Annotated in this window: 29 protein-coding genes and 1 tRNA gene; 18 read left to right on the top strand and 12 right to left on the bottom strand. The window is 56.3% G+C overall.

The annotated features are described in order from the left end of the window. Positions 1–258 precede the first annotated feature (258 nt). Entirely contained in the window at positions 259–429 is a 171-nt protein-coding gene (locus IPI63_RS12845; protein WP_342673263.1) for a protein translocase SEC61 complex subunit gamma, read from the top strand. Between the two features lie 68 nt (positions 430–497). Here the strand turns inward: IPI63_RS12845 and cfbD are convergent, their stop codons facing one another. From cfbD to IPI63_RS02715, 6 genes are all read right to left on the bottom strand, one after another. Beyond that, positions 498–1,598 carry a Ni-sirohydrochlorin a,c-diamide reductive cyclase catalytic subunit gene (gene cfbD, locus IPI63_RS02740; RefSeq protein WP_214066009.1) on the bottom strand — a complete coding sequence of 367 codons (1,101 nt, stop codon included), beginning with the start codon at positions 1,596–1,598 and terminating at the stop codon, positions 498–500. A gap of 7 nt (positions 1,599–1,605) precedes the next feature. Beyond that, positions 1,606–2,859, bottom strand: coding sequence for a coenzyme F430 synthase (gene cfbE, locus IPI63_RS02735; RefSeq protein WP_292476488.1), 1,254 nt, complete (start codon positions 2,857–2,859; stop codon positions 1,606–1,608). Beyond that, entirely contained in the window at positions 2,811–3,206 is a 396-nt protein-coding gene (cfbA, locus tag IPI63_RS02730) for a sirohydrochlorin nickelochelatase (RefSeq protein WP_214066007.1), read from the bottom strand. The genes cfbE and cfbA overlap by 49 nt, the downstream gene beginning before the upstream one ends. Before the next feature lie 61 nt (positions 3,207–3,267). Next, a complete protein-coding gene (gene afpA / locus IPI63_RS02725; protein ID WP_292476485.1) occupies positions 3,268–3,855 on the bottom strand; it encodes an archaeoflavoprotein AfpA in 588 nt (195 codons plus the stop codon). Between the two features lie 2 nt (positions 3,856–3,857). After that, entirely contained in the window at positions 3,858–4,466 is a 609-nt protein-coding gene (locus IPI63_RS02720; RefSeq protein WP_292476484.1) for a flavodoxin family protein, read from the bottom strand. A gap of 159 nt (positions 4,467–4,625) precedes the next feature. Next, positions 4,626–4,829 (bottom strand): hypothetical protein, encoded by a 204-nt coding sequence (locus tag IPI63_RS02715; RefSeq protein WP_214066005.1) that lies wholly within the window; start codon positions 4,827–4,829, stop codon positions 4,626–4,628. Between the two features lie 307 nt (positions 4,830–5,136). Between IPI63_RS02715 and IPI63_RS02710 the strand changes: the two genes are divergently transcribed. The 3 genes from IPI63_RS02710 to IPI63_RS02700 are packed head-to-tail and all read left to right on the top strand — an operon-like array spanning position 5,137 to position 7,416. Continuing rightward, on the top strand, positions 5,137–5,616 hold the full coding sequence (locus IPI63_RS02710; RefSeq protein WP_292478185.1) for a 3-isopropylmalate dehydratase small subunit: 480 nt from the start codon (positions 5,137–5,139) through the stop codon (positions 5,614–5,616). A 1-nt stretch (position 5,617) separates the two neighbouring features. Then, a complete protein-coding gene (locus IPI63_RS02705) occupies positions 5,618–6,445 on the top strand; it encodes a hypothetical protein (protein WP_292476482.1) in 828 nt (275 codons plus the stop codon). Further along, on the top strand, positions 6,418–7,416 hold the full coding sequence (locus IPI63_RS02700) for an isocitrate/isopropylmalate dehydrogenase family protein (RefSeq protein ID WP_292476480.1): 999 nt from the start codon (positions 6,418–6,420) through the stop codon (positions 7,414–7,416). The genes IPI63_RS02705 and IPI63_RS02700 overlap by 28 nt, the downstream gene beginning before the upstream one ends. Positions 7,417–7,690: 274 nt before the next feature. On the opposite strand, the gene IPI63_RS02695 is transcribed toward IPI63_RS02700, so the two are convergent. Next, a complete protein-coding gene (locus IPI63_RS02695) occupies positions 7,691–8,944 on the bottom strand; it encodes an NADP-dependent malic enzyme (RefSeq protein ID WP_292476479.1) in 1,254 nt (417 codons plus the stop codon). Positions 8,945–9,015: 71 nt separating this feature from the next. Between IPI63_RS02695 and IPI63_RS02690 the strand changes: the two genes are divergently transcribed. The 5 genes from IPI63_RS02690 (at position 9,016) to map (ending at position 12,264) form a co-directional block, all read left to right on the top strand. After that, a tRNA-Ser gene (locus IPI63_RS02690) sits at positions 9,016–9,168 on the top strand. Between the two features lie 53 nt (positions 9,169–9,221). After that, entirely contained in the window at positions 9,222–9,371 is a 150-nt protein-coding gene (locus IPI63_RS02685; protein WP_013719538.1) for a 50S ribosomal protein L40e, read from the top strand. Between the two features lie 19 nt (positions 9,372–9,390). Further along, positions 9,391–10,137, top strand: coding sequence for a geranylgeranylglyceryl/heptaprenylglyceryl phosphate synthase (locus IPI63_RS02680; RefSeq protein WP_292476475.1), 747 nt, complete (start codon positions 9,391–9,393; stop codon positions 10,135–10,137). 6 nt (positions 10,138–10,143) lie between these two features. Then, positions 10,144–11,289 carry a Xaa-Pro peptidase family protein gene (locus IPI63_RS02675; protein ID WP_214066099.1) on the top strand — a complete coding sequence of 382 codons (1,146 nt, stop codon included), beginning with the start codon at positions 10,144–10,146 and terminating at the stop codon, positions 11,287–11,289. A gap of 93 nt (positions 11,290–11,382) precedes the next feature. Next, positions 11,383–12,264: a type II methionyl aminopeptidase gene (gene map / locus IPI63_RS02670; protein ID WP_214066106.1), complete on the top strand. Its 882-nt coding sequence runs from the start codon at positions 11,383–11,385 to the stop codon at positions 12,262–12,264. A 55-nt stretch (positions 12,265–12,319) separates the two neighbouring features. Here map and IPI63_RS02665 read toward each other — a convergent pair whose 3' ends face one another. The 3 genes from IPI63_RS02665 to IPI63_RS02655 all read right to left on the bottom strand — a co-directional run bounded on the left by IPI63_RS02665 (position 12,320) and on the right by IPI63_RS02655 (position 14,513). After that, complete coding sequence (locus IPI63_RS02665; protein ID WP_292476471.1) at positions 12,320–12,919, bottom strand: DUF2150 family protein; 600 nt, start codon at positions 12,917–12,919, stop codon at positions 12,320–12,322. A 28-nt stretch (positions 12,920–12,947) separates the two neighbouring features. After that, complete coding sequence (gene cgi121 / locus IPI63_RS02660) at positions 12,948–13,457, bottom strand: KEOPS complex subunit Cgi121 (RefSeq protein WP_214066101.1); 510 nt, start codon at positions 13,455–13,457, stop codon at positions 12,948–12,950. Between the two features lie 195 nt (positions 13,458–13,652). After that, positions 13,653–14,513 carry a coiled-coil protein gene (locus IPI63_RS02655; RefSeq protein WP_214066102.1) on the bottom strand — a complete coding sequence of 287 codons (861 nt, stop codon included), beginning with the start codon at positions 14,511–14,513 and terminating at the stop codon, positions 13,653–13,655. A gap of 901 nt (positions 14,514–15,414) precedes the next feature. Here IPI63_RS02655 and IPI63_RS02650 point away from each other — a divergent pair. Further along, positions 15,415–16,335, top strand: coding sequence for a hypothetical protein (locus IPI63_RS02650; protein WP_214066103.1), 921 nt, complete (start codon positions 15,415–15,417; stop codon positions 16,333–16,335). A 130-nt stretch (positions 16,336–16,465) separates the two neighbouring features. After that, positions 16,466–17,107 carry a 6-hydroxymethylpterin diphosphokinase MptE-like protein gene (locus tag IPI63_RS02645; RefSeq protein ID WP_292476469.1) on the top strand — a complete coding sequence of 214 codons (642 nt, stop codon included), beginning with the start codon at positions 16,466–16,468 and terminating at the stop codon, positions 17,105–17,107. A 120-nt stretch (positions 17,108–17,227) separates the two neighbouring features. Here IPI63_RS02645 and tmk read toward each other — a convergent pair whose 3' ends face one another. Further along, a complete protein-coding gene (tmk, locus tag IPI63_RS02640) occupies positions 17,228–17,863 on the bottom strand; it encodes a dTMP kinase (RefSeq protein WP_292476468.1) in 636 nt (211 codons plus the stop codon). 382 nt (positions 17,864–18,245) lie between these two features. Here tmk and IPI63_RS02635 point away from each other — a divergent pair, with 382 nt between their 5' ends. Further along, positions 18,246–19,214 (top strand): manganese-dependent inorganic pyrophosphatase, encoded by a 969-nt coding sequence (locus tag IPI63_RS02635; protein WP_292476466.1) that lies wholly within the window; start codon positions 18,246–18,248, stop codon positions 19,212–19,214. Between the two features lie 121 nt (positions 19,215–19,335). On the opposite strand, the gene IPI63_RS02630 is transcribed toward IPI63_RS02635, so the two are convergent. After that, positions 19,336–20,757: a tRNA(Ile)(2)-agmatinylcytidine synthase gene (locus IPI63_RS02630; protein ID WP_292478184.1), complete on the bottom strand. Its 1,422-nt coding sequence runs from the start codon at positions 20,755–20,757 to the stop codon at positions 19,336–19,338. 39 nt (positions 20,758–20,796) lie between these two features. On the opposite strand from IPI63_RS02630, the gene IPI63_RS02625 reads away from it, so the two are divergent. The 6 genes from IPI63_RS02625 (at position 20,797) to IPI63_RS02600 (ending at position 25,971) form a co-directional block, all read left to right on the top strand. Further along, on the top strand, positions 20,797–21,735 hold the full coding sequence (locus tag IPI63_RS02625; protein ID WP_366850849.1) for a transcriptional regulator: 939 nt from the start codon (positions 20,797–20,799) through the stop codon (positions 21,733–21,735). 64 nt (positions 21,736–21,799) lie between these two features. Next, positions 21,800–22,774 carry a phosphoribulokinase gene (locus IPI63_RS02620; RefSeq protein ID WP_214064315.1) on the top strand — a complete coding sequence of 325 codons (975 nt, stop codon included), beginning with the start codon at positions 21,800–21,802 and terminating at the stop codon, positions 22,772–22,774. A gap of 330 nt (positions 22,775–23,104) precedes the next feature. Next, positions 23,105–23,944: a putative RNA uridine N3 methyltransferase gene (locus tag IPI63_RS02615; RefSeq protein WP_292476463.1), complete on the top strand. Its 840-nt coding sequence runs from the start codon at positions 23,105–23,107 to the stop codon at positions 23,942–23,944. Continuing rightward, on the top strand, positions 23,945–24,949 hold the full coding sequence (locus IPI63_RS02610; protein WP_292476461.1) for a 50S ribosomal protein L3: 1,005 nt from the start codon (positions 23,945–23,947) through the stop codon (positions 24,947–24,949). A gap of 3 nt (positions 24,950–24,952) precedes the next feature. Next, positions 24,953–25,726, top strand: coding sequence for a 50S ribosomal protein L4 (gene rpl4p / locus IPI63_RS02605; RefSeq protein ID WP_292476460.1), 774 nt, complete (start codon positions 24,953–24,955; stop codon positions 25,724–25,726). Beyond that, positions 25,723–25,971, top strand: coding sequence for a 50S ribosomal protein L23 (locus tag IPI63_RS02600; RefSeq protein ID WP_292476459.1), 249 nt, complete (start codon positions 25,723–25,725; stop codon positions 25,969–25,971). The genes rpl4p and IPI63_RS02600 overlap by 4 nt, the downstream gene beginning before the upstream one ends.

Raw genomic sequence — 25,971 nt, 5'->3', positions numbered from 1 at the left:
TTTTCCGATTGTTAGATGTCTATAATGTACATTCATTAAACAATCCTTCTATCCTTTAAATCTCTTATGCTCTTGCCTGGACTCCCCATTATCTCTGATCGAAAGCTTTTTTATACTCCAACTCATTCCATCTGGGGAATGAGCGAGGGAAATATCGAAAAAGAGAAGAAGAGCGCGGCTAAGCAGAAGCCCGATCTCAAGAATAAGCTGGACCTTAAAAGCAAGCTGGACCTGGATGATGTGGACCTGGGCATCAGTATGCCCTCCACCAACATAAATGAATACATCCGCGTCCTCAAGCTGGCTCGTAAGCCCACCCGGGAGGAGTTCAATATGATCGCCAAGGTATCCATGGCCGGCATTGGCATCATCGGCTCCATTGGCTTTGTCATATATGCATTGCTCACTGAACTGCCAAAAATGTTTTAGAAAAGGCTGCTCAATCCAGAGCAGCCCCTGAATAGATCTGCTTTGAGCCTCTGATCGTTCTGCCCAGTCTATTCAGCCCGAGCCTTGCTCATGGCCCGCAGGGTGGCTCCAAACTCCGATTCCACAATTGAGCTCACCCCCATGGTCTTGGGATGCAGATCGATCTCCACCATGACATGCTGGTGGCCCAGATCGCGCAGTGGTTTGACCTGCCGGGGGCCATTGGTGATGGAGAAGACCTCCAGGCCCTGGAGGGCAGATGCTGTCACGGCATGGGGCACCCCCGATACCACAGCGAAGTCATATCCCCCCTCCTGCACCTTCTGGGCGATTATATCTCCCGTGACCGGATACTCGTCAAGGCCTCCGATGAGGCTGAACTGGACCCCTCTGGCCCGAAGGTCGCGAGCGACATTGGCTGCATCCCTCCTCACCTTGGGCAGGCCGAGCCGATCGTCCAGATTGGCCAGGGTCTCAACCTGCTCTCCCCCCACCTCGGCCACCGCGGCGGTGATGTCCGCAAACATATAGGCGGTCTCCTTCTTGGCATTGAGGATATTCAGACCCCGCTTCCCCTGCCTGATCAGCTCCAGTAGCCTTTCCGCCCCCTGATATTTCAGGTCGCCCCTCTCCGGAGGCAGGTACTCAGCGCTGGCCGCGCCCCGCAGCCGTTCCACCTCGGTCGCCTTCTCCAGAAGGTCCTTTTGGCGGGTGAACTCCTGCTCATCTATTATCCCCAGGTCCCTCGCCGCCTCCAGGGTGATGATCACCCCTTTGGTGTTATCCCTGTAGCCGGCATGAACCTCCACCTCCAGAACGGGGATGTCAAGCTCCGCCTCAAGAACTGCCTGGTGCAGGTCATCGCCTATGATCATACTGCTGCAGGTCCCGGATATGGCCATCAGCTGGGGATTGAACAGCTCCACAGCCTTCTTGAGAAGGGCTGTCAAAGCCCCATGGCCTCCGAAGACGAATCCTGCCTCATCCAGTGCAGTGGTCAGCACCCTCACACCATCCTCCTCCAGCAGGCGGGCATGCTTGAAGCAGCACCCGCTGGGGCCGTGAAGGATGACCACCTCCGCCCCCAGGTCCCTCAGGGTGTACAGAGCAGCCACAATGGAGCTCGGCCTGGGATGAATCACATTCAGATTTTGTATTTCGCTTGCCATTTATCTATCACCTGAAACATTTGACTGCACTAAGCAGCCTCCTGGGGCGGGTGGATTGGGCCTTCTGCAGCCCCGTCTCCCGGTTTTCCGCTGTCCCCGCCCCCAGCTCCTCGGCCAGGGGCCTGAGCCTCTCTCCCACCAGGATCAGCTCGCCGATCTCCGAGCGCCTCTCCCTGAGAAGATCCGCCAGGAGGGGGATATCCAGCCCCTCGCAGACCGTCTGGGCATCCTCTCCCACCACCACTGTCAGATCGGGGCCCTGAAGCTTATCCAGGGCTCGCCTCACATCGGCCACCTTCAGCCCGGAGTTGGAGCTGTCGAATACCGTCTGTCCGCCCAGTCGCTCGATCTTCATCCGGCCGGAGAAGCCGCCAAACCCCTCCAGCGCCCGGGCAGCCTCCACCCTCTCCACGCCCAGGAGATCGGCAGCCGCAGCCGCTGCGGATATTGCCGTCTGGTAGCTGGGGAGATCCAGATCTGCGCTCAGATTCAGCTCAAGCCTATCTTCTCCATAGAGCAGCCCGCCGGGCAGGGCCTGGACCAGGCCTCCCTGGGCAAAGGAGATATCAGGCGAGATCCTGCAATCGGCATTGGCCACCAGCCTCGAGCCTCTGCGGGCCAGGGAGAGCATCTGCAGCTTGGCGCTGCTCGCCCATCTGCTGCCGCCGGCGATGCGGTAGTCATTGGCAAAGCTGGTCAGAATTCCCAGCTCCCCTATGCCCGTCCCTCCCAAAGAGATCTCGCAGATCAGAGCCTCTGCTCCCTGGGCCAGTGCCTCCTGGGCCGCCAGAATCACATTGGCCGGGGTGATGCTCAGCCCCTCCCTCAGCAGCCGGGCTCTGCCCTCTGACCATATCTCCAGGCCGCGGGTGGTATGGGATAAGACCCTCTTTTGGCCGGAGAGGATCATGGCCAGTAAAAGAGCAGTGGTGGTCTTGCTATGCGTTCCTGTGACCTCGATTCTCAATAGATCCTCAGGGATCAAGGCCAATAGCTCGCCCACCGCCTGATGATGAGTGATGACCCTCTTTCCCAGGCCCCTTGCCTGAAGCAGATGGGGGTTGGCCGGGGAGAGGTGTACCGGGGCCACCACCATCTCGAAGTCCTCCAGGCTGGCAGAATGATGGTACACCTCTAAAGGCTCAGCCTGGATGCCGCACTCGACCATCCTCCGGGCGATCGTCTCTGCACCATGGATGGTGTCCAGGACGGCTACTTTAGAGACTCTTTTGCTCGCCTTGCCGCCAGTGATGCAATGCATTCGTCCACGCCCAGGGGTTCGGCGCAGATTATCTCCACCTCATCTCCCCAGATGTTCAAGACGCCTCTGCGCTTCTCCGGGTCCACCCCCAGTTCATGCGGTATATCCTGGCGGGTGTGGACACCATGTGCTAAGAAGATGGGCAGGGCGATGATCTTCTTCACCCCCGTTCCCTGAAAGCTCTTCAGGCCGGCAGGGATGTCCGGCTGGTCCATGTTGAGATAAGCGGTTCTGATCGAGCCAAAGTCGTTGTTATTGCCGATCATCTGGGCGAGGGTCTCCACCAGCTCCTTGTTGAAAGGCAGGCTGGATCCATGCCCCATTACGAGTATGCCTACGTCCTTCATTGGAACACCAGTATTACTTTTTACTGTTCTTGTGTTAATTGGGGGATTGTATTTGTGAGTACTAAACCCTTTCGAGAGGACGGGCAAAATACCTCTCAAAGACCCCCGCTATCTCATCCGGCGTCTCCAGCACATAGACATCCTCAGTGCGGCGGAGCTTGTCCACATTTTCTGCATCCTCTTTTCTGATGCGCAATCTCATCTCGCTGCCATCGGGAAGGATGGTGGTCAATATCCCCGGAGCATAGTCGCAGGGCATGATGTAGGTGGGCACAAATGCCTTCTGAGACATGATGGCGGCATTGGAGAGGAGGGAGTCCGCGAGGCCAAGGGCGATCTTGGTCACAGTGTTCGAGGTGGTGGGGGCTAAGAGAAGAAATTCATAGCGCCTCACCTGCAACTGCCCGGCGAGGAAGGGGGAGTTGGAGTTGATCTCCACCCAGACCTTATCGAAGTGCTTCTCCAGGGTATTAAAGAGCTTGTAGTACTTTATCACCTGCTCTCCCGCCTTGGAGACGAAGACCCTCACATCCACCACATCCTCATACTGCTTTTGCAGCTCTATCATCCTCTCGACTGTCTCTACGATGCGGTCGCCGCTGCCCGTAATTCCCCAAGCGATCTTTCTTCTTGCCCCACTAACTGCCATAGCTATTCACCAGAATCCTTTGTCTTATTGCTCCTCAACCACTCCAGGGTCTCAGCAAACCGGCGGACGGTCTTTCTCAGAGAGCGGAACCCCTCATCATCCTTCTTCGCCTCCTCCAATGTATCATGAGACCAGAAGGTGGCGCCGAGGTTGGCACCGAAGAATCCCCCGCTCACCGGGATCATGCCGTTGAGAACGTAGAAGGCGTGGATCTGCTGCAACGCCAGCTCCTGGCCGCCCATGCGGTCCCCCCCGACGGCTATCGCCATGCCCGGCTTGCGCCTCAATGATCTGGGATCGGCGGCCAGGGTGGCCCGGGTCCTATCGATGGCGATCTTCATCTGGGCGCTCATGCTGCCATTATAGACCGGGGTGGCCAGGACATAGCCCTCTGCCTCCCGGATGAGGGGATAGAGCTTATACATATCGTCCTTGACGATGCATTCCTTGTTCTTCAGGCAGTAGTCGCAATGCCTGCAGGGGCTGATGCTCTTGCCCCGCATAGTGAAAAGCTGGGTCTCGTAGCCCCTCTCCTCCAGCATACTGAGGGCCACACCCAGGATATGCTCCGTGGCCATCTTGCGGGGGCTGCCGGATATACCGAGAATCATGGCCAATTGTTGGCGCTGATGATATTTCAGACTTGCCGGAGGGCCGGGCTCGCCTGATGGATCCTGCGAAATGGGTCGGGCTGAGGATGTTGAGCTGAGGATGTTGAGCTGAGGATGTTGGGCAGAGGATGTTGAGTTGAGAGGAAGGGGCTGAGAGGCTCAGAGCAGGCCGCGATCCTCCAGGCGCAGGCGGATCATCTCATCCACCTCTGCGGCGCTGGTGGCGAAGACCTCCCGCAGGATCTCCTTTGCCGTCTCCAGCTCCTGGGCTCTCCTGTCCAGACCGATTCCGAAGACTGCCTTGGGCTCTGCCCCCTGCCTCTTGAGCCTGGGCCAGATCATCTGTTCGATAACGCCTGCCATGATCTCTCATTTAGTACGTGTAAAGATAAATAGGTTACTGTAAAAAATGATATCGATAAATCTTTTTATTGATTTATAGAAGTACGTGTAAGATACGAAATTCTCCCAAAAAATCCTCCCATAAAATCCTCCCATAAACACTCTCTCATAATCGCTGGGAGAAAAAGGATGGGCGTGCGGGATGAAAGTGATCTGCCTGTGCATCTGGTGAGAATTCTCTGCAGCATGCCGCCAATATGATTCAGCGAAGAGCATATATGATGCCGTCTATGACAGGTGGCATGTTCAAGAGGATGTGGGCAGGACAATGATCAAGGGCAGAGTATGGATCTTTGGCGATGACGTGGACACGGATGTGATCATCCCGGGAAGGTATCTGCGAACGCGGGACCGCCATCTCTGGGCGGAGCATGTCATGGAGGGAATAGACCCCCAGTTTGCATCGCGCGTCGGCAAGGGGGATATAATCGTTGCTGGCGAGAACTTCGGCAGCGGCTCGTCCCGCGAGCAGGCCCCCGTGGCACTAAAGGAGGCGGGGGTGGCTGCTGTGGTGGCCCGCTCCTTCGCCCGCATATTCTACCGCAATGCAATCAATGTCGGCCTTCCTCTCATTGAGGCGGCTCCCCTGTGCCGGGAGGGGGATCTGGTGGAGGTGGACCTTCAGGCAGGCACAGTGCGGGTGGGGGAGAGGGTCTACCAGGGAGGTCGCCTTCCCCGCTTTCTGATGGAGATCCTGGAGGACGGGGGGCTGGTGGCCCACAGGAGACGGCAGAGGGGCCTGGACTGAGATGATCTTTCCGGATAACTACAAATTCGTGGGCATAAAGGACCGGGAGGAGCGGGGGGCACCAATCTACTTTTCCACCCAGTATCTGATCAGCCGGGACGGCCCCCGCCTCTATGCAGTTAAAAGCAATGGCTCAGGCTTCATGAGAGAGGCGGAGGAGACGGAGCTTATCGCTTCAGGCGAGGAGATCGTCTTCTATCCCCAGAGGGTGGACACCAGGAACAGGACCCTGCTGATCGATCTGGCATCTGAGATCACCAGAATGGGGAAGGCGAACACAGTGGTCTTCCAGGGTCCGGACGAGCACATCACCTTCGTCAAGGATCCCGATCCCGGTCAGGTGCTGAAGATCGAGGTCCTGGATGTCTCACCTCCTGATCCGCCCTGGCTGGTATCCGCCCTGCGGGGGCTGGAGGAGTGTGGTGTCCTGGGGGATCTGATGGTGAGGTTTGTGCCCCGGATACTGGATCTGAAGAGCTTCGACTGCCCAACTGTCTATTATCCCTGCCGGGCAGGAGGGCTGGGCAGGTCCCTGGACTGTGACCCTGTGGTCCATCACCGGCCGAGGATTGTGGGCTGCGAGGTATCGCGGGAGATCTTCCTGGCCAGCAATCCGGGAAAGGAGTATGAGTTCATCAATGTCTGTCCCCTGCACTGCCGGGAGGAGGAGCTTCAGACTCAAGGGCCCTTCATCACCCGCTGCTGCCGCTCCGAGCGGCGGGGGAGGGCGGAGAGGTGCGGCCAGCCGGGCGTCGTCGTCCACTGGGGGGACGGGCCCTGGGAGATAGCGGAGGCGGTGAGGTGTCTGGTCAGAGATCTAAGAGGGTAGCAGTGGTCGCCGGGGACGGCATCGGACCGGAAGTGGTGGAAAGCGCCCTGGAGGTGCTCACTGCCGCGGGAGTACATCTCGATCTGGTCCGGCTGGAGGTGGGCCTGGGCCGCTGGAAGAGAACGGGGGAGGCCCTGGGGGATGAGGATCTGGATACAATCAAGCAGTGTGACTGCATTCTTCTCGGGGCGATCACCACCCCCCCCGACCCCGGCTACCGGAGCGTCCTATTGCGGCTGCGCCGGGCCCTGGACCTTTATGCCAACATCCGGCCCTTCCAGTCTTCGGATCTTGATCTCATCATCGTTCGCGAGAACACCGAGGGGCTCTACTCCGGACGGGAGGAGGTGGGGGAGGAGGAGTCGCGCACCACCAGGGTGATAACCCGCCGCGGCTCGGAGAGGATCGCCGAGGCGGCCTGCGATCTGGCGGCGAAACGGCGCCTTCTGACCATCATCCACAAGTCCAATGTGCTGAAGAGCGACTGGCTCTTCTTGCAGACCTGCAGGGAGGTGGCGGAGCGGCAGGGCGTCCCTTATGAGGATATGCTGGTGGATGCTGCTGCCTACAACCTGGTGGTAAATCCCAAAAGGTTCGATGTAATGGTCACCACCAATCTCTTCGGTGACATCCTCAGCGACGAGGCGGCGGGGGTTATCGGCAGCCTGGGGCTTTGTGCCAGTGCCAACATCGGCGAGTCCCATGCTCTATTCGAGCCCATTCACGGCAGCGCTCCGGATATCGCCGGAAAGGGCATCGCCAACCCCATCGGCGCCATACGCAGCGCAGCCATGATGATGAGCTGGCTTGGTGAATCCCGCGCCGCGGGCCGGATCGAGGCGGCAGTCCGTCGGGCATTGGCCACGGGGGTGAGGACGCCGGACCTGGGCGGAAGCGGCAGGACTGAGGATGTAACCGGGGCGGTGGTGGGCTGCCTGATGGCAGAACAGTCTGAAGAGCCCCCTATGTAAGAGAAGTAGATTCAAAAGAGGGAAATGCAATTTGGCTGAGGGATGCCAAGACTACTTCTTTCGCTTCATGATGCGGGCAAACCAGCGGGAGAGAGACCAGGGAAGGCTGTTCTCCAGCCTTTTCCTGATCACCTCCGGGCTGTCTCTTCTCTTCTTTGACTTCCTGCTCATATGATCCCTTTCTCTATTGATTGCCAAGCTCTGGTTAATACCTGCTGGTCGATCCCTGCTGCTTGATGCCAGCTGGACAATGCCCATCGGTCAATGCCCGCTCTCAAGGGATGAGGGGAAAGGATGGCTCTTCATCCTCCCTCCGCCTGATCCTCGCCTCCGCCCCCCTTCTCACCTCCGCGGGATCGAGGGGCATTCGGGCCACGCCGCTCTCTATGGCCGCCCGGGCCACCGCCTCAGCCACAGCAGGAACGACCCTCATATCGAAGGGGGAGGGGATGATGCACTGGGGGGTGCGGTCCTCCACCAGTCCGGCTATGGCGCGGGAGGCGGCCATCTTCATGGGTTCATTGATCTCGCTGGCCCGCACGTCCAGTGCACCGCGGAATATTCCCGGAAAACCCAGGGCATTGTTCACCTGATTGGGATAGTCGGAGCGGCCGGTGGCCACCACACGCGCCCCTGCCTCCTCTGCCTGCTCGGGCATTATCTCAGGAACGGGGTTGGCCAGGGCAAAGACCACAGGATCCTCTGCCATGCTCCTTACCATCTCCTGGGTGAGGATGCCGGCTACAGAGAGGCCTAAGAAGACATCAGCGCCCCGGATGGCATCTTTCAGGGTGCCGGTGAGGTTGCGGGGATTGGTGATACGGGCGATCTTCTCCTTGAAGGGGTTCAGGTCTTGCCGGCCCTTATGAATCGCCCCCCGGCTGTCACAGAGGATGACATCCTCTGCACCGAAGCTCAAAAGGAAGCTGGTGACGGCAACCCCAGCCGCCCCTGCCCCGCTCACAGCCACCCTCAGATTCTGAAAATCCTTTCCCACCAGGTGGAGAGCATTGATCAGGGCGGCCAGGGCGACTACAGCCGTCCCATGCTGGTCATCATGAAATACCGGGATATTCAGGGCATCCTTCAGCCTCTTCTCCACCTCAAAACAACGGGGGGCGCTGATATCCTCCAGGTTTATCCCCCCGAAGATCGGCTCGATCATGGCCACGGTCTTCACTATATCCTCAGGATCCTTGGAAGAGATCGCTATGGGAAAGGCATCTATCCCGGCGAAGTTCTTGAAGAGTATTGCCTTGCCCTCCATCACTGGAATGGAGGCTGATGCTCCTATGTCTCCCAGGCCGAGGACTGCACTACCATCCGTCACCACTGCCACCAGATTTCCCTTGGCAGTATAGCGGTAGACATCATCTGGATTCTTCTCGATCTCGCGACAGGGTTCGGCGACGCCCGGGGTATAGGCCAGGCTGAGATCCTGGCTGGTGGCACAGGGCACCTTGCTGTGAACGGCAATCTTTCCCCTGAAGGCCTCATGAAAGGCCAATGCTTCTTCTCGAAGGGACATAACATACTCCTGAGGGAGGCATTGAAGAGAGCAACAGATATAAAGCATGGGCAAGAGGGAGTTTAAGCTGGGCCGGGGTGGCAGAGCGGACAAATTCCAGGCGGCTGCAGGCCGCGGGAGTCCAAACGCGGCAGGCTCGAGACCTGTTGTCCCTTTCAGGGACACTTGGGTTCAAAATGGCGGGGCGCAATAGACCCGCCAGGAAAATCCCAATCCCGGCGCCAAAGAATATCCAAAATCTCACATCAGAGCAGTTGAGAGCAAGAGCTGATTTATCATGGCTAGATTTCCAGAAGCAGAAAACAGGATCCTTAACCTGAAGATATGCATGCGCTGTAATGCGCGAAACCCGGTAAAAGCGACCCGCTGCCGCAAATGTGGCTATGAGGGCCTGAGGATGAAGTCCAAGGAGAACAAGACCGCATAGATCTGAGATGAGCTATAAGATGGGCAGGGTCGAGCTGCACCTGAGGGATGCCATAAAAGAGCGTGGGGCAGGCCATCTAACCCTTATCGATCCCGATTCCCAGAGCCCCCAGGAGGCAGGAGGAATGGCCCTGGCCGCCAGCCAGGGGGGGACGGATGCCATCATGGTGGGCGGCTCCATGGGGGCGACGGGCTCCCTCCTGCATGATACTGTGGCCGAGATCAAGAGGGTGACAGATCTCCCGGTCATTCTCTTCCCGGCAAGCGCAGCCGGGCTGTGCGAGAATGCCGATGCCGTCTTCTTCATGAGCCTGCTCAACAGCCGTTCGCCCAGCTATTTAATTGAGAACCAGGTCCTGGGAGCGCCCCTGGTTCTGCGCTACCGCCTGGAGGCCCTGCCTATGGCCTACATCATCATCGAGCCCGGAGGGACAGTGGGCTATGTGGGCGATGCCCGCCTGATACCCAGAGAGAAGCCGGAGCTGGCCCTCGCCTACGCCCTGGCAGGAAAATACCTGGGCATGAGGCTGGTCTACCTGGAGGCTGGCTCCGGGGCCGACTCACCTGTGCCCGCGAGCATAGTAGCCCAGGTCAAGAGGCTTTTAGGCGATGCTCTGGTCATAGTGGGCGGGGGGATTCGCAGCGGCAGAGCAGCCGCAGAGCTGGTGGCCGCGGGAGCGGATCTGATCGTGACGGGCACAGCAGTGGAGAAGAGCCAGGATGTGGCCTCTTTTATCTTTGAGCTGACCTCATCCATTCGCAGGTAGCTTTGAATGTCACCGGATCCCTTGAGGTCTCCAGGATCGCCGGACATTGACGGCTTTCTCTTTGTGGGAGATAGCATATGCAACTCGGATATGTTTTACCTCTCCCGCTTTCTTGCCGGGGATAGATTCGCCATCCTCCTGCAGGAGAGGACAGCTATCCTCGTCTCCTCCATGGAGAAGGGCAGAGCGAAGAAGGAGTCCTGTGCAGATGAGGTTGTCAGCACCCAGGACTACCATATCACTGAGAGGCTGAAAAGCTCAGGGAAGTTGGAGCTGGCTTATGCTGAGGTATTGAAGGATTTTTTGAGGGATCACGATATAATGCGCCTGGGAGTGGCATACAGCTTCCCAGCAGGGATATTTCAGCATCTGTCCCCGCATTTCGACCTTCAGATCCTGGAGAGTCCAGCCAGGAGGGCAAGAGCAAAGAAGAGCCCCCGGGAGATCGAGATGATCACCTCCGCCCAGAGGGCCTGCGAGAGGGCGATGCGCCGGGCAGCAGATCTGATCGCCAGCTCCGAGCCCCAAGCAGATATCCTCATCCGCCAGGGCCAGCCCCTCACTGCAGAGCAGGTGCGATCGATCATTGATATCTCCCTTCTGGAGGATGGCTGCGAGGCGGCAGACAGCATCGTCGCCGGCGGGGTGCAGGCTGTCGATCCTCATGCGCGAGGGACGGGACCGCTGCCTGCCAACTCTCCCATAGTCATCGATATCTTCCCCCGCTCCAAGTCTCACCGCTACCATGCCGATATGACTCGCACCCTCCTCCGGGGGGAGGCCCCCCGGGAGGTGAGAGAGCTCTATGATGCCGTCCTCGCTGCCCAGGAGGCGGGCATAAGGGCCATTCGGGCTGGCGTCTCGGGAGAGGAGGTCCATCTTGCCGTCTCTGCCGTCTTCCTGGATATGGGCTATCCAGAGAGGGATGGCTGCGGTTTCACCCACTCCACCGGGCATGGCGTGGGCCTGGATGTGCACGAACCCCCCTCCCTGGGAGAGGGCGGGGAGATCTTGGAGGCCTCCCAGGTGGTGACAGTGGAGCCGGGCCTGTACTATCCGGATATCGGCGGGGTGCGGCTGGAGGACCTGGTGGTGGTGAGGGGCGCGGGCTGTGACAATCTCACCCGCTTCGAGAAGGATCTGGTCCTTTGAAAGAGTCTTCCTGCGGGATTGGACACTATCAGTCATCTGGATCGAGAGAGGATTTATAGCTGATCTGCCACTTGCTGATGATTGCTGATGATGATGGACGCAGAAATTCTGGAAAATTACCGCAAGGCCGGGCGTATTTTGGCCCAGGTGCTGGAAGAGACGAGGCCGAGGGTGGATGTGGGGGTGCCCCTGCTGGAGGTGGCCGAGTTCGTTGAGGAGGCGATACGGTCAAAGGGCGGCCAGCCCGCATTTCCCTGCAATATATCCCTTGATCGCTGTGCAGCTCATTATACCCCCTCCCCAAAGGATGAGAGCCTCTTTGCCGAGAATATGGTGAAGCTGGATGTGGGCGTGCATGTGGACGGCTACATAGCCGATGCCGCCATCACCATCGACCTTAGCGGCCATGAGGAGCTGGTCCTCGCCTCCCGGGCGGGCCTTGATGCCGCCTTGGAGCTGGTCGGGCCGGGGGTGAGCACTGCCGATATTGGCAGGGTGATCGAGGAGGCCATAACTGGATACGGCTACCGGCCGGTCTACAATCTGACCGGGCACGGGCTCTCCCGCTATATCGCTCATGATCAGCCAGCAGTGCCTAACAGGAGGGTGGACAAGGGGGTGACGCTCAAGGAGGGGGATGTGATCGCCATCGAGCCCTTCGCCACCAATGGCTCAGGCAGAGTCAGCGAGGCTCCCGTCACTGAGATATATGGTTTCTCCAGCCCCCGGCCCCAGAGGCTTCCTGCGGCCAGAGCTCTGATGAAGGAGATAATGGAGAGCTACAAGACACTTCCCTTCGCCAGACGGTGGCTGAAAGGGGAGAGGGCGGAATATGCATTGATGCAGCTTCTGCGCAGCGGCGCAGTACATGGATACCCCGTCCTGTGGGAGGTCGAAGGGGCACTGGTATCCCAGGCGGAGCACACAGTTATAATTCAGGAGGATGGGTCTGAGGTCACAACCAGACCACTCTAAAGAGGGTTTTTAAAGGAGAGGCTGAGCAGAAGATGGATGAGTTGCGTCCTGGGGCCTAGTCGTTCTCCTCGCTATCCTCCGATCCATCCTCGTTCTTATAGCTATCCTCACCGATCATGGCTGCGGATATGGCATCAATGCCGTCCATCAGCTCAGCAGTCATGCAGTAGGGCAGCTCGCCTATCTCCGGGATGCTCTCCCCGCCGATCACCCTCGCCCCAACCTGGCTGAGCAGATTGAAGGCCTCATCCAGATCTCCCTCATCCTCCGCCGCCATTGCCATTGCCACCAACCTCTCAATCGGGCTCTCCCGGTCGAAGCTTCCAGTGATATAGCGCTGGCTGGAGACGAAGACCGCCTCCAGGGAGGTTTTCAAGGACTCTATCATCAGATCGGCATCCTCCCCCAGGGATTCGTGATCATTGAAGACTATGGAACGGATGGCTTCGATCTCAGCCAGGGCCTCTTCAGTGCTTATGATCTCCCTTTCCGAGCGGGCTATCACCTTCAGACAGGCCAAGACAACGTCATCCATTATGTAGATGAAGACCGCCCCCGAGCTCTTGTCATCCGACTCTGTGAGCTTGAAGTTGCTCTCCTTCACCTTGTTCATCCAGTTTAGCCATCGCTTCTGGGTGTAGAACTCTTCTTTCATTGTGGAACTCATCCTTTCTCTTGACAGTTCAGCGGTATGTATCCGCCAGGGCCACTCTCTCGATAACCAGATCCTCTAACCTGTCCTCGCCCACGGCCTCAATCTCTGCAGAGGAGATATTAAAAGTCTCTTTCACTGCTTCATATCGGCAGGAGCAGCCAAGTTCATCCGGCCTCAAGAGCCGGGCCAGCTCCCCTTCATCCGGCCAGGAGCACTCTTTGCCCCAGCGGGCAAGGATCAGGGCTATGCGCTCCGTCCTATCTGATACCCCCATACCAAAGGCCTTTTCAATCTGCCTCTCGCCGGAGGCATATCTCAATATCTCCAGGCCGGCATCCTTAGCGATGTTCCTCTTCTGGGAGAAGGCTGACAATGCCTTTTCTGTGGCAAAGAGAAGATGTCTGGTGCTTACCACCTTATCCGCATCCAGGGCCTGAATAATACAGCCGTATTGAAGTTGCAGATCCCTTATCGCCGAAATGAGTCCACTCTTATCGGTGATGGCAGGCCGTCCGAAGAGAAGCCGGATTTCATTCATCCGTGGCAAAATCAGATCAGATGCTCTAAAAGCTTACGGTCCTGCAAATCGGTTACCTGTGGAAAAGAGAAGAGCTCCACACTGAAGTGAGACTGAATATGCTAAAATCTGAGAAGGGCAGTTCTCTCTGCCCAGTTAGTTGGAAATTCGAGCGTATCAGACCAGGCTTCTAGATCAGGCTTCCAGACCAGTTTTTCAGACCAGGCCGGCGCGCTGCAGCCTCAGCAGATCTGCTGTGTTCAGCTTCTCGCCCTGCCGGAAGTGAGTGAGGATCTCCTCTGCTTCGCGCTTGGCAACCTCTTTGGCGCGATCCTCTTTGATATCCTTATTCTTCTTCTTCAAGCCCATGATGACCTTCTCGAAGTCGCGAACCTCGCGCTGAGTGCGGATGAACTCCTTGTGCTGCTCGTCTGCGGCCTCCTGAGCCTTTACAAACTCCTTGTGGGCAGCATCAGCCTCCGCACGGGTCTGATCAGCCTCCTTGAAGGTGGTGATCATCTGATCATGGTATTCCTGGGCCAGCTCTGCATACCTTGTGACTTCATCATGGTGGTTTGATGCCTCGTCCCTCAATGCCTGAGCCTCGTCCAGCAGCTTTCTCAGCTCCTCGTTCTTCTCTAGCTGCTCCTTGCGGCCCTTGAACTCTGCATGCAGGGAGGCGATCTTATCAACCAACTGTTTCTCTTTATCCGGGCTCAAGACCTCAGTCTGCTGCCGAAACTCAAGGTGATCTATCTCCCGGCGCAAGTCTCTGATGGAACGATCGCCGGTAAGGTTGTACTTCTTGCGGATATCATCTATCCTGGCATAGAGCTGATTGGTCTTCTCGTTGAACTCATCCCTCAGCCTTTTGGATTCAGCCACATTCTTATTGTTCTCATCCCGCAGCTTCTTGAGCTCTTGTGCTTTGTCGATCAGCTCTTTTGTGGCGTGGTTGAGCTCATTTCTCTTGGCGGCCCACTTGCTCGCCTCAGCGTTCAGTTGGCTGCGTCTGTCCTTAAAGGCAAGGGACTCCTGCCTGAGTTTGCCTCTCTTATCTTCTAGTTCTGCCAGCATCCCCCGTTTATCCTCCTGTTCCAGCCCTCGGCTGGGGTTTGGCCCCGCTCCGGAGCCACAAAACCCGGGAATTCTTCGCCAGGGTGGCGAAGCACTTCTATGTGACGCGGTACGTATGGGTTTTTTATATGCTCATTTCACTGACCAAATGGACTGCCAGATCTGTTGCTTAGTTCTCATTTGAGCTGCATTCCAGCGCTCAATTGATTAAGGCAAGCGGTCTTGTCAAAAAATGGCCCTTCCATAAGATCAATAGGAGCAAGCATACTGTTACTATCGAGAAATCCTTTACGTATTAACCTTTTGGTATGTCTGTGGGGCGGGAAGGATTCAGTAGAATGCCTGGTCGCTCGCAGGCCAAGATCAGCGAGGGAAATGCTTTCTAATTGACTACATGAGAATGGATTAACAAGTTATTTGATCGACGGGCCAATTGATCGACGGGCCAATTGATCGACGGGCCGATTGATTAATTCGCTAATTGATTAATTAAAGAATTGATTAATAGGCGAATTGATTAGTTGTCTAATGGATTATTGGCTAATTACATGGTTATGGGCGGGTCACAGAGGATCATCATGAAAAACGAATGCATGGGGTCCATTTTTACAGTAATGATCGATGATATCACTTGTTAGTGCTTTCTAGTATGTCATGTATGCGGCCTGACTGCATGGATTGCTGAAAGTGCGCTCGAAGAATTTCATAAAAACCTTGCAAATATAATGATAATATGCTCGCCGTAAAGGGAAAATCCATATCGTATTTGTATAAAGCGATCAACAGATTAAAATAGGTGAGTTGACCTAAAGAAAAAAAGGATCACTTTAAAGAAAATAGCGATATTCGCTTAGATGGAGGGATTGATCTGAATAAGGCTATATTAGCATCGTCGGCAGCAATGATTTTGATCATTTTTACCGGGATTTCGCTATCCTTAGAGACAGAAGATGATATAGCGACACTCAAATACCCCAATGCATATGTGGAGAAGAACACCACCTTTAACTTCGAGCAGAGTGTGCAGGGCAATGGTTATTTCATGACCTATATCTATGCCCGGGCAGGAAATTCCGCCGTCAAGAACTATGCTCATGGCAGTGGTTCATTGAACAGCGAGGCTCTCTTGACCCTGCAGGATCTGGACAAGATGACCCACAATACATACTCCGACTACAATGACTACACCATGAACTGCATCGAGTTCAAGGAGGATGTCTCCATGGTCTATGCACCCATGAGGATCGCTGTCGGGAACGGGTACTATGCAGCGAACCCCCTGGACTACAGCTCCCTGCTCAAGGAGAAGACCTGGGTAAAGAACCATCTCTCAGGCACCAGCATGCATCATGAGGTCGAGTATGCCCACGCCCTGGATAAAGAATTGAATGTAGTCGCCAAGGATCTGTACAACTACACCTACGATCCTGAGACGGTAGGCAATGCCTATACTCAGATGACCATAAATGAGGATGTAACCGATGGCAAGGCCCACATTGGAGTGCTGCAAGCCGCAGATACTTATGTCGGCGATAATTATGTGGACGTGACCTTTGGAATCTCCAACATGAAATCAGCCTGGAGGAACCCGGCCATAGAGATCGATGAGGACTACTGGGGAACCTACCACATCGAGAAGAATATGACCCTTGAGGTGCCCTACCATCTGGTTCAGAAGTCTGAAGACTGGCTGCCATGCTGCTTTGGCGGCTTTGAGTCCATGAATGCCATGGACAAGAAGGCACTAAAGTCTGCGACTGGCGTATTCGATTGCACCTGCTTCAAGGCGCCAACCCAGGCCCAGTTCCCAAGAGTCTACTGAATAAGGGAGCCTGCCTCCCATTCTTTCTCCTTTTTTTGGACAGTTAATCTGCGCCCAAGGATGCTCTCCTCTGGCTCCAGGTGGCCTGTCAGCAGAAGGCATTATAATCCTGTCATGAATAGCTCTCTTTATGCAGTTCGCGGCATGGGAGCCAATCTATCATCAGCTTTTAGAGGACTTCGGCTTCTCCTCAGCCAGGGATGAAGAGGGGGCTTTGCTCTTGGCAGGCCTACTGCAAGGCCGGATCGATTGCCTGGCCAGGGCAGAGCGGCGGGTGCGGGGAAGAGATGCAGTGATCTATGGCAATGCGCCCTCTTTGGATCTTGAGCTGGATGTGCTTCCCGAGAAGGATGCCGCCCGGATCGCAGCCGACGGTGCGGCAGAGGTCCTCTTGAGAAGAGGGATAGTCCCTGATATCCTGGTCTCGGATCTGGACGGACCCTTTCCTGCCATTCAGGAGGCCTGCCAGAAGGGGGCGATCATCGTGGTTCATGCTCATGGAGACAATCTGGATGCCCTCTGCAGATATGTCCCCCAGTTGGAGAATGTCATTGGCACCTGCCAATGCCGCCCTCCGGAGGGGCTGTACAACTTCGGAGGATTCACAGATGGAGATAGATCTGTATTTCTGGCCTCAGAGCTTGGGGCCCTCTCAATTGAGCTGGTAGGCTTTGACTTTGAGGACCAGAGCGTAACTCCCCGCAAGAGAAAGAAGCTGGCCTGGGCTGAGAGGCTGATCAAGATCGCCCTGGCCAGCCGGGGGGGCAGGTGAGGGCTTGCAGATGACCTTCCCCGGTTTCGTTCTCCTTGTGCAAGGGTGTGCAAGGGGCGGAGCAGCGTTTGTGCAGTGCCGGGCAGTATTTGAGCAGTGATGGGGCATTGCAGAGCAGCACTAGGACAGTATATCCAGAATGGAGGATAAAGCCCTCTCTGCTACTTCCTCTTCCCTAAGGCTGGCATCTATGCTCACAAAACGCTCCGGCTCCAGGTCTGCCAGGCGGCGAAAGTTCCTGTCCACCTGGCGCAGAAACTCCAGCCTCTCGAACTTCTCTCTCTCCGAACGGGTGCTGATTCTCTGCACAGATAGCTGGGGATCTAAAAGAAGAAGAAGTGTCCTGTTCGGGCAGAGGTTCCATGGCCGGTAGATCTCTCTGATCCAGGCCACGGGGTCGGGGACAATTCCGATCAGAGTCACCCCCTGATAGGCGGCAGTGGAGTCAGCATAACGATCGCATAAGACTATGGCTCCCTCCTCCAAGGAGGGTATTATGGTATCGGCCAGATGGCGGGCATGGTCTGCCATGAAGAGGAATAGCTCCTCCATATGCCTGGCGGAAGAGAGCCCCTCAGCCGGCTCTTTCAATATCTCTGAGCGCAGTGCCTTCCCAGCGGCGCTGTCAGAAGGCTCGGCGGTGATGAGCAGCCTTCTATTGGGCAGAAGCTCCCTCAGCCTGGCAGCGATATGGCTGATTGCTGTGCTCTTTCCCGAGCCATCGATCCCCTCCAGGGTGATGAGTTGACCGTTCACGATCTCTGTACAGATCAGAATGATAATTAAATTGTCGCCCGATACTAACTCTGGCACCTCATCCGCTGGGTATCCGCAGTCAGGCCAGCAACCCTCGCAACGGGCGTCTGTACCGCATTTGGGTTGTCTCATGGTCACAGGTAGACAGTAGTCAGTATCCTACCATAAGGACCTATCAACGCGGCCTGTAGTCCCCATCCTGCGCCGGCAATCACAGCAGAACAACATTCTAAGCTCATGCCTGCTCTTCAGGGGACAAGGATAGAATGCATTCCTGATTAATAAAGCTGTCTATATATGATACATTGATCGCAATCGCGTCTATATACTGTATATTAATCGGTTGAGGGGGTCTCTTATGTTGCCAGTAAGCTTTAAGTTGATGTTGAACATCAATAATGCTGAGGTGCTTCGTTTGACCGACAAGATCTATGTGATCGGACACAAGAGTCCCGATACCGATTCTGTGACATCTGCCATAACCTATGCCAATCTGAAGAATGCCCTGGGAATTAAAGAGGCTGTGCCTGCTGCCGCAGGGGACATCAATGCCGAGACCAAGTTCCTGCTGGACTACTTCAAGGTTCCCTATCCGGAAAAGCTCACCGATGCCACAGACAAAAAGGTTATCCTGGTGGATCATAATGAGATGGATCAGGCTGTGGATGGTCTGAATCCAGAGAACATCGTAGAGATCGTGGACCACCATAAGATAGGCGGCATTGCCACCGGAAAGCCCATATTCTTCCTCAATGAGCCTGTGGGCGCGACAGGTGGCATCATCGCGAGCCTGTACGAGAAGAACAATGTGCCGATCAGCAAGGAGATGGCCGGTCTGATGATGTCCGCTATCCTCTCTGACACCGTCCTCTTCAAGTCGCCCACCTGCACCCCTCGCGACAAGGAGACTGTAGAGAAGCTGTCTAAGATTGCCGGTGTCGATCCGATGGAGTTTGGCATGGAGCTTTTAAAGGCCAAGAGCGATGTCTCCTCCAAGTCGGCCAAGGATATCCTCATGGGCGACTTCAAGAAGTTCGACTTCTCGGGCATAAAGTCCGGCGTGGGCCAGATCGAGGTCATGGACCTGAAAGACCTGGAGCCGAAGAGGGCGGCAATCCTGGATGAGATGAACAAGATGAAGGATGCCGAGGGACTGGATATGATCGTTCTGATGCTCACCGATGTGATGAAAGAAGCCAGCGACCTTCTCTTCGTGGGAAGTGCCCAGGCTGCGGCAGGCTTTGAGAAGGCCTTCGATGGCAAGATCCAGAACAACTCCATCTACAAGGAGAAGGTTCTCTCCAGGAAAAAGCAGGTCGTCCCACCCCTGGAAGGCGCCTTCAAGAAATAGAGCATCCCGCTTTGATGCTTTGGTGATCTCTGGGCCAGCCAGCAGGCCTGCCTTTCTGGCCGGTCTGCAGGCCACCATCAATTCTTTTTTCCTCCAATAGATCTCAAGCCAGCTATCGAATCTAGCGGCTGGGGTGAAGGCATATATCCGTTCGGTTCAGGCGAATCAATGGCAGGGATAGATGCCGGCGAGCGCAGGGGGGCACCTCATAGTAACCCCTCTCCAGATCACGGGGCCGATCCTCTATTGCAGGGGAGGATGATCTGCTCTTGCAGAGGCGGCAGCGATAGCCCTGATCCTTGCCTGCTGACTTCATCCTCCTGTGGCATTGGGGGCATAATGGGGCTGCTTTCACCCTATCCGGAGCAAGGTGGAGGATGTTGATCTTCTCCAGGTTCATTGTCCCGTCCCGCACCGAGCCGTAGACCTCCAGCTCGTCTCCTCTCCTGAGCTTTTTTATAATGTCGCGAAAGTTCTTGGTGGGCTCGAAGGCGGCGCACTCTATCCTTCTTCCTCTCTTCACCCCTCCGCCATCCAGCCTTTCTCCATTGTGCCTTTCTTCATTGCGCCTTTCTCCATCCAGCCATTTCTCATTCAATTCTTCTCCATTTGGCCCTTTTTCATTATGCCATTTTCCATCCGGAGATTCTCCCTCCAGCCCTTCTTCACTCAATCCTCCTCCCCCCTTCTCAAGGGTGAAGAACAGATGCCCTCCAGGGATCACCCTGGCCGGCCCGGCGACAAATCCATGCAGCCGATAGCTCTGGTTCTCTGAAATCCTGCCTATCTCTCCGGGGAGGATATGAGCATCTGTCCCCTGGTTGGTCTGGTAGAGCACATATCTATCCACAGGCTCTGATCTTATGGCCTCAAATGCCCTTTTGATGGCAGTGGGATCTGAGCCCCTTATGCCGAAGAGGACGGGATCGGCGGAATGAGGGGCGAAGACCACTCTCCCGTTGTGATGGTCCACAGTATCCCAGGTCAGGGGATAGGTGAGCCTGTCCGCCTCCCACACTGTGGAATGATCTATGAACCGGGGCGTGCCCCATCTGCTGGGCTGGCGGTAGGCGATCAGCTCATAGGTCCAGTCGGGCAGCTCCGCCCCCACGGCAGCCAGAGCACCGATAAGGCCCCTTCCCTTCTTGAAGCCCCGGTACCATATCCCCTCTTCATCCAGAAGGGAGCGGGCGGCGTCTATGCTGAGTATCTCCCTGACTGCAGAGCAGTAGAAGGCCTTCATCCTCTCCGTCACCTCCTCCGCTATCACCAGGCCGGGATTGGTATTGGCTCCGGAGAGGTCGGAGAGCTCAAGAAGCGTCTGTAATGCTACTCTCTTCACCATATCCGGCTGCTCGCTGTCCAGTGAGAAGGTGAGGGCGGCATTGCCCCGTGTCTTATAACGGACACAGGGGTTGAGGCGGATGAGCCTGGGCAGTCCACATATCTCTCCCCAAGGAGCGAGCCTCTCCATGAGCACTGCAGCCAGATAGGTGGTGCACAGGCCCCTCTCAGAATCGGTATCATCTATTCCAATGAACATGGTCAAGCTTAAATAGCGGTCAAACGGACATATATAATGATGGATAAGGAGCTTCTCGCTGCGCATGTGGAGGAGGTCTTGAGAGAGGCAGGGTTCTCCACCTCTGAGCGCTGCTATCTCCGTCCCAGGAGCTTCGATCTGGCAGCCAGAAGAGGAGATCAGTTCCTGTTCTTGAAGATCCTCTCCAATATCGATGGCCTGAATGAGCGCACAGCCTTGGAGATCAGGCGTCTGGCCAGGCACCTCTTAGCCAGCCCCATACTGGTGGGGGAGAAGACCCGCGATCAGTACCTGGAGAAGGGGGCGGTCTACTTCCGCTACGGCATTCCCACCCTCAGCCTCTTCACCCTGGCGGACTGCCTTCTGGAGGGGGTCTTGCCCCTGGTCTATGCGGCGCATGGGGGGCTTTATGTGCGCATCGATGGGGAGCGCATGAGGCAGATCCGGCTGGCGCGAGGGATATCCCTGGGAGCTCTGGCTGCAGAGCTTGGCGTCTCCCGCCGTACCATCAGCAAGTACGAGGTAGAGGATATGGACACCTCAGTGGATGTGGCTCTGAGGCTGGAGGAGATCTTCAATGAGGAGCTTATCGAGCCGGTGGACCCCTTCCAGACGGAAGCGGTGGGAGCAGAGAAGATAGAGGTGAGGGGTCCGGTGACGGACAACATCCTCCGGCTGCTCCTGGAGATCGGCTTTGAGGTGGTTCCCACCACCCAGGCGCCATTCAATGCCATAACCAGGGAAGGAAAACTGGTGGTCCTGACCGGGGTGGGCAAGTTCTCTCAGAGCATAGTCAAGAAGGCCCGGCTGATGAGCAGCCTCTCCTCCGTCGCCCGCACCAAGTCGGTGGTGATAGTGGATGGGGAGACCAAGCTGGAGTGCGTAGAGGAGACCGCCCTCATCGAGAAGAGGGAGCTTGAGGATATCGATGAAACGCGGGACTTTGAGGATCTGGTGGCGGAGAAGCAGAGCAAGTGAGCTTTTTTGAGGCATACATTCTTCTATTCCCGTCTTGATTGCATTCTGGAGGATTGCAGCTCTCATGAGATCGCTCAAGGACAGAATCAGGGAATCGGGACGGGTATTCGTTTTTGGCATAGCAGGTGACAGCGGCTCGGGCAAGACCACCATCTCTCGAGGCATCAGAAGGATCCTGGGGGAGGATATGGTGGCCACCTTCTCCATGGACGATTATCATTCCCTGGACAGAAGGCAGAGAAAGGAGAGGGGCATCACCCCCCTCCATCCGGAGGCCAATCAGTTCGACCTCCTGGCAGAGCATCTGGAGGCCCTGCGGGGCAATGAGAGGATAGACAAACCAGTCTACGACCACCGCACAGGGGAGATCGCAGGGACGGTGCCCTTCGGCCCGGCGCCGGTGATCATCGTAGAAGGCCTCCATCCCCTCTATACTGAGCGGCTGAGAAGGCAGATCGACTTCAAGATATTCGTGGACCCTTCCCGGTCGGTGAAAAGGCTCTGGAAGATCAGGAGGGATGTGGGGGAGCGGGGCTATGAGGCGGCTGCAGTGATGGCAGAGATTCTGCAGCGCGAGCCGGACTACAAGCTCTATGTGGACATTCAGAAGATCTATGCCGAGATTGTGATCAAGATTCAGGAAACCCGCTTTCATCCCTCGCTCCTTGATTCAGAGTCCACCGCCCCCGACTGCTATTCAGTGAGGCTGATCATGAAGATCCTGGAGCATCCCGTCCCGGAGGTGGGAATGAACATAGATCTCTCCAAGATACTGCGCCGCTCAGAGCATGAGTTCTCCATTGAGTTCCAGAGGGACGACTACTACGGAAAGAGGGTGGGGATCATGACCATGGATGGGGAGATTCATCAGTCCATGATATCTGAGCTGGAGAGAAGGCTGGGCGAGGCGCTGGGGACGGATGGCATGATAAGCGACAGAAGGGAGGAGTATGTCAATGCCATTGGCCTGGCTCAGCTCATCTTAACCTGGAACTGCACAGAGAAGCTGGATCATCTCCTTCGGGAGGAGGGATATTAGAGAGTCCAAGGGATATTAGAGAGTCCATGAGTGCGAAGGCCCAAGTCCCAGCCAGGGTGAAGGCGATGGGAGATGGTCTCCTTGTGCCTTTCCCACGGGAGGCAGATGCTTTATTATGAGATCTGCAGGCTTGGGCCTCATCACAATGATACAGAACACATGACTCTTTTTTTAAGAGGCCTTCGAGAAATCGGGATTGACCTTTGCCAGTCTTTTCTGCTCTTTGTCCTCTTTGTGGTTAAAATCCGTTATCTGTAGTCGACTCCCCGCCAGTTCTCTCCCTTCCAAACCTTTTTATATACCTACTCTCTTGTGAGGAAGGAAAACCCGATGACTGGACGCTGCGAGAGAGCCATCCTTATCCCGTCCTCTCTCACTATGGAGAGCAGGGATATGCGTGTCAACACCCTCAAAGTTGGCCAGATCGCAAGGGCAGCAGCAGTCTTCCGCGTGAGCAGGATAGTGATCTACCGGGACCCTGAGTTCAATGATTCCCGGTTCATATCCCTTGTTCTGCGCTACATGGAAACCCCTCAATATCTGAGAAAGATGCTCATCCCCCGCCGGGAGGAGCTCCGTCATGTGGGAATGCTGCCCCCGCTGCGCACAGCCCATCACCCCATCAACTCAAGATCAGAATCGCTCAAGATTGGCGAGTATCGAGTCGGAGCAGTCGTTGAAAGCGTCGGATCTGATGGTGGCGCCTGGGTGGAAATAGGAATCAATCGCCCAATTCCCCTACGCACCGGAGAAGAGTTACCGGTAGGGCAGCGCCTGAGCGTCAGAATCTTTTCGCAGGAACCGCTCGCCGCTGAGCCTGTGGAACAGAAGGATATTCCCCATTACTGGGGTTATGAGATCGAGGTAGTGGATAGCCTGGAGAGCTACCTGGCATCACTGAAAGATGCCCGAATCGTTCTCGCCTCCAGAGATGGCCAGCCGGCGACGCCCCAGGTACTCTTGAATCTGGGCCGGTCGGGCCAAAAGCGCGACCTTGTGGTGGCCTTCGGCTCACCGGCACGAGGCGTAGATGCGTTCTTGAGTGAAGAGTCAATGAAAAGGTATGAAATGTTCAACACCATCCCTCATCAGGGAACTGAGACCGTCCGAGTGGAGGAAGCAATCTTCGCCACCCTCGCCCTTCTCAACCTGGTGAGTTTGGAGGACTAAATGGCAAAAATACACCGACCTAGAAGAGGTTCGCTGGCCTACAGCCCGAGAAAGAGGGCCAAGAGCGAGGTCCCCAGGATCAGAAGCTGGCCTGAGAAGGAGAAGGCCAGGATAGCAGGCTTCGCCGGCTATAAAGCAGGCATGACCCATGTCATGATGATAGATGACCAACCACGCAGCCTCACCGAGGGCATGGAGATCAGCACGCCCGTTACCGTTCTTGAGGTTCCTCCCATGAATGTGGTGGCCGTGCGCGCCTACGAGAGCTATAATGGCGGCCTGAGACCAGCAGGCGAGCTCTGGGCAGAGAACCTGGGCCCTGAGCTCTCCCGGACGATGACCATTCCCAAGAAGACCCGCGGGACTGCTCCTGGAGATCTGGCCGCTCTGGGCGAGGAGATCGCCGATGTCCGCGTTCTGGTGCACACCAATCCCTCACTTGTATCCGGGATTCCCAAGAAGGCTCCTGAGATCATGGAGATGCCAATCAATGGCGGCTCAATGAGCGACAGGCTCTCTTATGCCCAGTCTCTTCTCGGCCAGCAGATCCCGGTCTCCAGCGTCTTTGAGCTGGGGGACCTGGTGGACACCTCTGCCATCACCAAGGGCAAGGGCACCCAGGGACCGGTCAAGCGCTGGGGAATCGCCCTGGCCAAGAGAAAGCACGCCAGGACGGGCAAGCTCCGCCATGTGGGCAACCTGGGTCCCTGGAATCCATCCCATATAAGCTGGCGCGTTCCCCAGCTTGGTCAGATGGGCTACCAGCAGAGGACAGAATATAACAAGAGGCTGATGTTCATTGGAGCCGACGGATCGAAGATCACCCCGGAGGGAGGATTCCCCGGCTATGGTGTGGTCAGAAATCAGTACATCCTGATCAAGGGGAGCGTCCCCGGCCCAGTCAAGAGGCTGGTGCGGATGAGACATGCTATAAGGCCAGGAAAGAACTTCGTGAAAGCTCCCGAGCTGCTCCATGTGAGCCAGCAATCCCAACAGGGGGTCTAGAGAATGAAGGCCAATGTAATTGATCTATCGGGAAATGCAGCAGGCGAGGTCGAGCTGCCAGCGGTCTTCCAGGAGGAGTACCGCCCGGACATCATCAAGAGGACTGTCCTCGCAGCCCAGGCCAACAGACTTCAGGCTTACGGACCTCACTTTTATGCTGGCATGAACACCTCTGCTGTATCCTGGGGCACGGGGCATGGCACCTCCAGGGTTCCCAGGCTTAAGAATAGCAGGAGAGCTGCAGGTATTCCCATGGCCGTGGGTGGCCGGCGGTCGCATGCACCACAGCCAAATGCCGTCTACAAAGAGAAGGTCAACCGAAAGGAGAGAAGAAAAGCCATCCGCTCGGCCATTGCCGCTACGGCATCTGCCGCTCTGGTCGAGGCCCGGGGCCACAGGTTCTCCCGCGAGCTGCCGGTGGTGGCCAAGAATGATCTTGAGTCCCTCAACAAGACCTCTGATATCATCAAGTTCCTGGTGGCAGCAGGCCTTTGGGATGATGTCCTCAGGGCCAAAGCCGGAAGACATATCCGCGCCGGCAAGGGAAAGCTGCGAGGAAGGAAGTATAAAGGCAGAAAGAGCCTGCTCATCGTCGCTGGAAACGATGCAGGTCTGGGAAAGGCAGCCCGTAATCTTCCCGGTGTCGACTTCGTCACTGTGGATAGGCTGAACGCTGAGCTGCTCGCCCCTGGAACCAAAGCCGGCAGACTCACCATCTGGACGGAGTCGTCCCTGGAGAGGCTGGCTGAGAGAGGCTCCCCGGAGGCAAATCAATGATTATCAAGAGCCCTTATGTTACTGAAAAGGTCACCAGCATGATCGATGCCGACGACACCCTGGAGTTCCTGGTGAACATCGATGCCACCAAGCCTCAGATCAAGAAGGCCCTGGAGGATCTTTATGATATCAATGTCCTGGCAGTCAGGACCATGATCACCTCCCGGGGAGAGAAGAAGGCAGTAGTTAAGCTGGCCAAAGAGGGCAGCGCGAACGAATTGGCCACTAGACTAGGGCTGCTGTAG

The sequence above is a fragment of the Methanothrix sp. genome, from assembly GCF_016706325.1.
Taxonomy (GTDB): domain Archaea; phylum Halobacteriota; class Methanosarcinia; order Methanotrichales; family Methanotrichaceae; genus Methanothrix.
Note: the sequence above shows the minus strand (reverse complement) of the source record. Positions and strands in the feature narration are given on the sequence as shown.

Excerpts from the sequence above, each read along its gene's own strand:
- afpA (WP_292476485.1), bottom strand. The coding sequence starts at position 3,855 with ATGGCAGTTAGTGGGGCAAGAAGAAAGATCGCTTGGGGAATTACGGGC.
- IPI63_RS02630 (WP_292478184.1), bottom strand. The coding sequence starts at position 20,757 with ATGTTCATTGGAATAGATGATACCGATTCTGAGAGGGGCCTGTGCACC.
- IPI63_RS02680 (WP_292476475.1), top strand. The coding sequence starts at position 9,391 with ATGGGCAGGGTCGAGCTGCACCTGAGGGATGCCATAAAAGAGCGTGGG.
- IPI63_RS02610 (WP_292476461.1), top strand. The coding sequence starts at position 23,945 with ATGGCAAAAATACACCGACCTAGAAGAGGTTCGCTGGCCTACAGCCCG.
- IPI63_RS02675 (WP_214066099.1), top strand. The coding sequence starts at position 10,144 with ATGTCACCGGATCCCTTGAGGTCTCCAGGATCGCCGGACATTGACGGC.
- IPI63_RS02685 (WP_013719538.1), top strand. The coding sequence starts at position 9,222 with ATGGCTAGATTTCCAGAAGCAGAAAACAGGATCCTTAACCTGAAGATA.
- IPI63_RS02695 (WP_292476479.1), bottom strand. The coding sequence starts at position 8,944 with ATGTCCCTTCGAGAAGAAGCATTGGCCTTTCATGAGGCCTTCAGGGGA.
- IPI63_RS02615 (WP_292476463.1), top strand. The coding sequence starts at position 23,105 with ATGACTGGACGCTGCGAGAGAGCCATCCTTATCCCGTCCTCTCTCACT.
- cfbD (WP_214066009.1), bottom strand. The coding sequence starts at position 1,598 with ATGGCAAGCGAAATACAAAATCTGAATGTGATTCATCCCAGGCCGAGC.
- IPI63_RS02710 (WP_292478185.1), top strand. The coding sequence starts at position 5,137 with ATGATCAAGGGCAGAGTATGGATCTTTGGCGATGACGTGGACACGGAT.
- IPI63_RS02715 (WP_214066005.1), bottom strand. The coding sequence starts at position 4,829 with ATGGCAGGCGTTATCGAACAGATGATCTGGCCCAGGCTCAAGAGGCAG.
- IPI63_RS02650 (WP_214066103.1), top strand. The coding sequence starts at position 15,415 with ATGATTTTGATCATTTTTACCGGGATTTCGCTATCCTTAGAGACAGAA.
- IPI63_RS02625 (WP_366850849.1), top strand. The coding sequence starts at position 20,797 with ATGGATAAGGAGCTTCTCGCTGCGCATGTGGAGGAGGTCTTGAGAGAG.
- IPI63_RS02655 (WP_214066102.1), bottom strand. The coding sequence starts at position 14,513 with ATGCTGGCAGAACTAGAAGATAAGAGAGGCAAACTCAGGCAGGAGTCC.
- IPI63_RS02720 (WP_292476484.1), bottom strand. The coding sequence starts at position 4,466 with ATGATTCTCGGTATATCCGGCAGCCCCCGCAAGATGGCCACGGAGCAT.
- IPI63_RS02645 (WP_292476469.1), top strand. The coding sequence starts at position 16,466 with ATGCAGTTCGCGGCATGGGAGCCAATCTATCATCAGCTTTTAGAGGAC.
- cfbE (WP_292476488.1), bottom strand. The coding sequence starts at position 2,859 with ATGCATTGCATCACTGGCGGCAAGGCGAGCAAAAGAGTCTCTAAAGTA.
- cfbA (WP_214066007.1), bottom strand. The coding sequence starts at position 3,206 with ATGAAGGACGTAGGCATACTCGTAATGGGGCATGGATCCAGCCTGCCT.
- IPI63_RS02635 (WP_292476466.1), top strand. The coding sequence starts at position 18,246 with ATGTTGAACATCAATAATGCTGAGGTGCTTCGTTTGACCGACAAGATC.
- IPI63_RS02620 (WP_214064315.1), top strand. The coding sequence starts at position 21,800 with ATGAGATCGCTCAAGGACAGAATCAGGGAATCGGGACGGGTATTCGTT.
- IPI63_RS02705 (WP_292476482.1), top strand. The coding sequence starts at position 5,618 with ATGATCTTTCCGGATAACTACAAATTCGTGGGCATAAAGGACCGGGAG.
- IPI63_RS12845 (WP_342673263.1), top strand. The coding sequence starts at position 259 with ATGCCCTCCACCAACATAAATGAATACATCCGCGTCCTCAAGCTGGCT.
- IPI63_RS02665 (WP_292476471.1), bottom strand. The coding sequence starts at position 12,919 with ATGAAAGAAGAGTTCTACACCCAGAAGCGATGGCTAAACTGGATGAAC.
- IPI63_RS02600 (WP_292476459.1), top strand. The coding sequence starts at position 25,723 with ATGATTATCAAGAGCCCTTATGTTACTGAAAAGGTCACCAGCATGATC.
- map (WP_214066106.1), top strand. The coding sequence starts at position 11,383 with ATGGACGCAGAAATTCTGGAAAATTACCGCAAGGCCGGGCGTATTTTG.
- cgi121 (WP_214066101.1), bottom strand. The coding sequence starts at position 13,457 with ATGAATGAAATCCGGCTTCTCTTCGGACGGCCTGCCATCACCGATAAG.
- rpl4p (WP_292476460.1), top strand. The coding sequence starts at position 24,953 with ATGAAGGCCAATGTAATTGATCTATCGGGAAATGCAGCAGGCGAGGTC.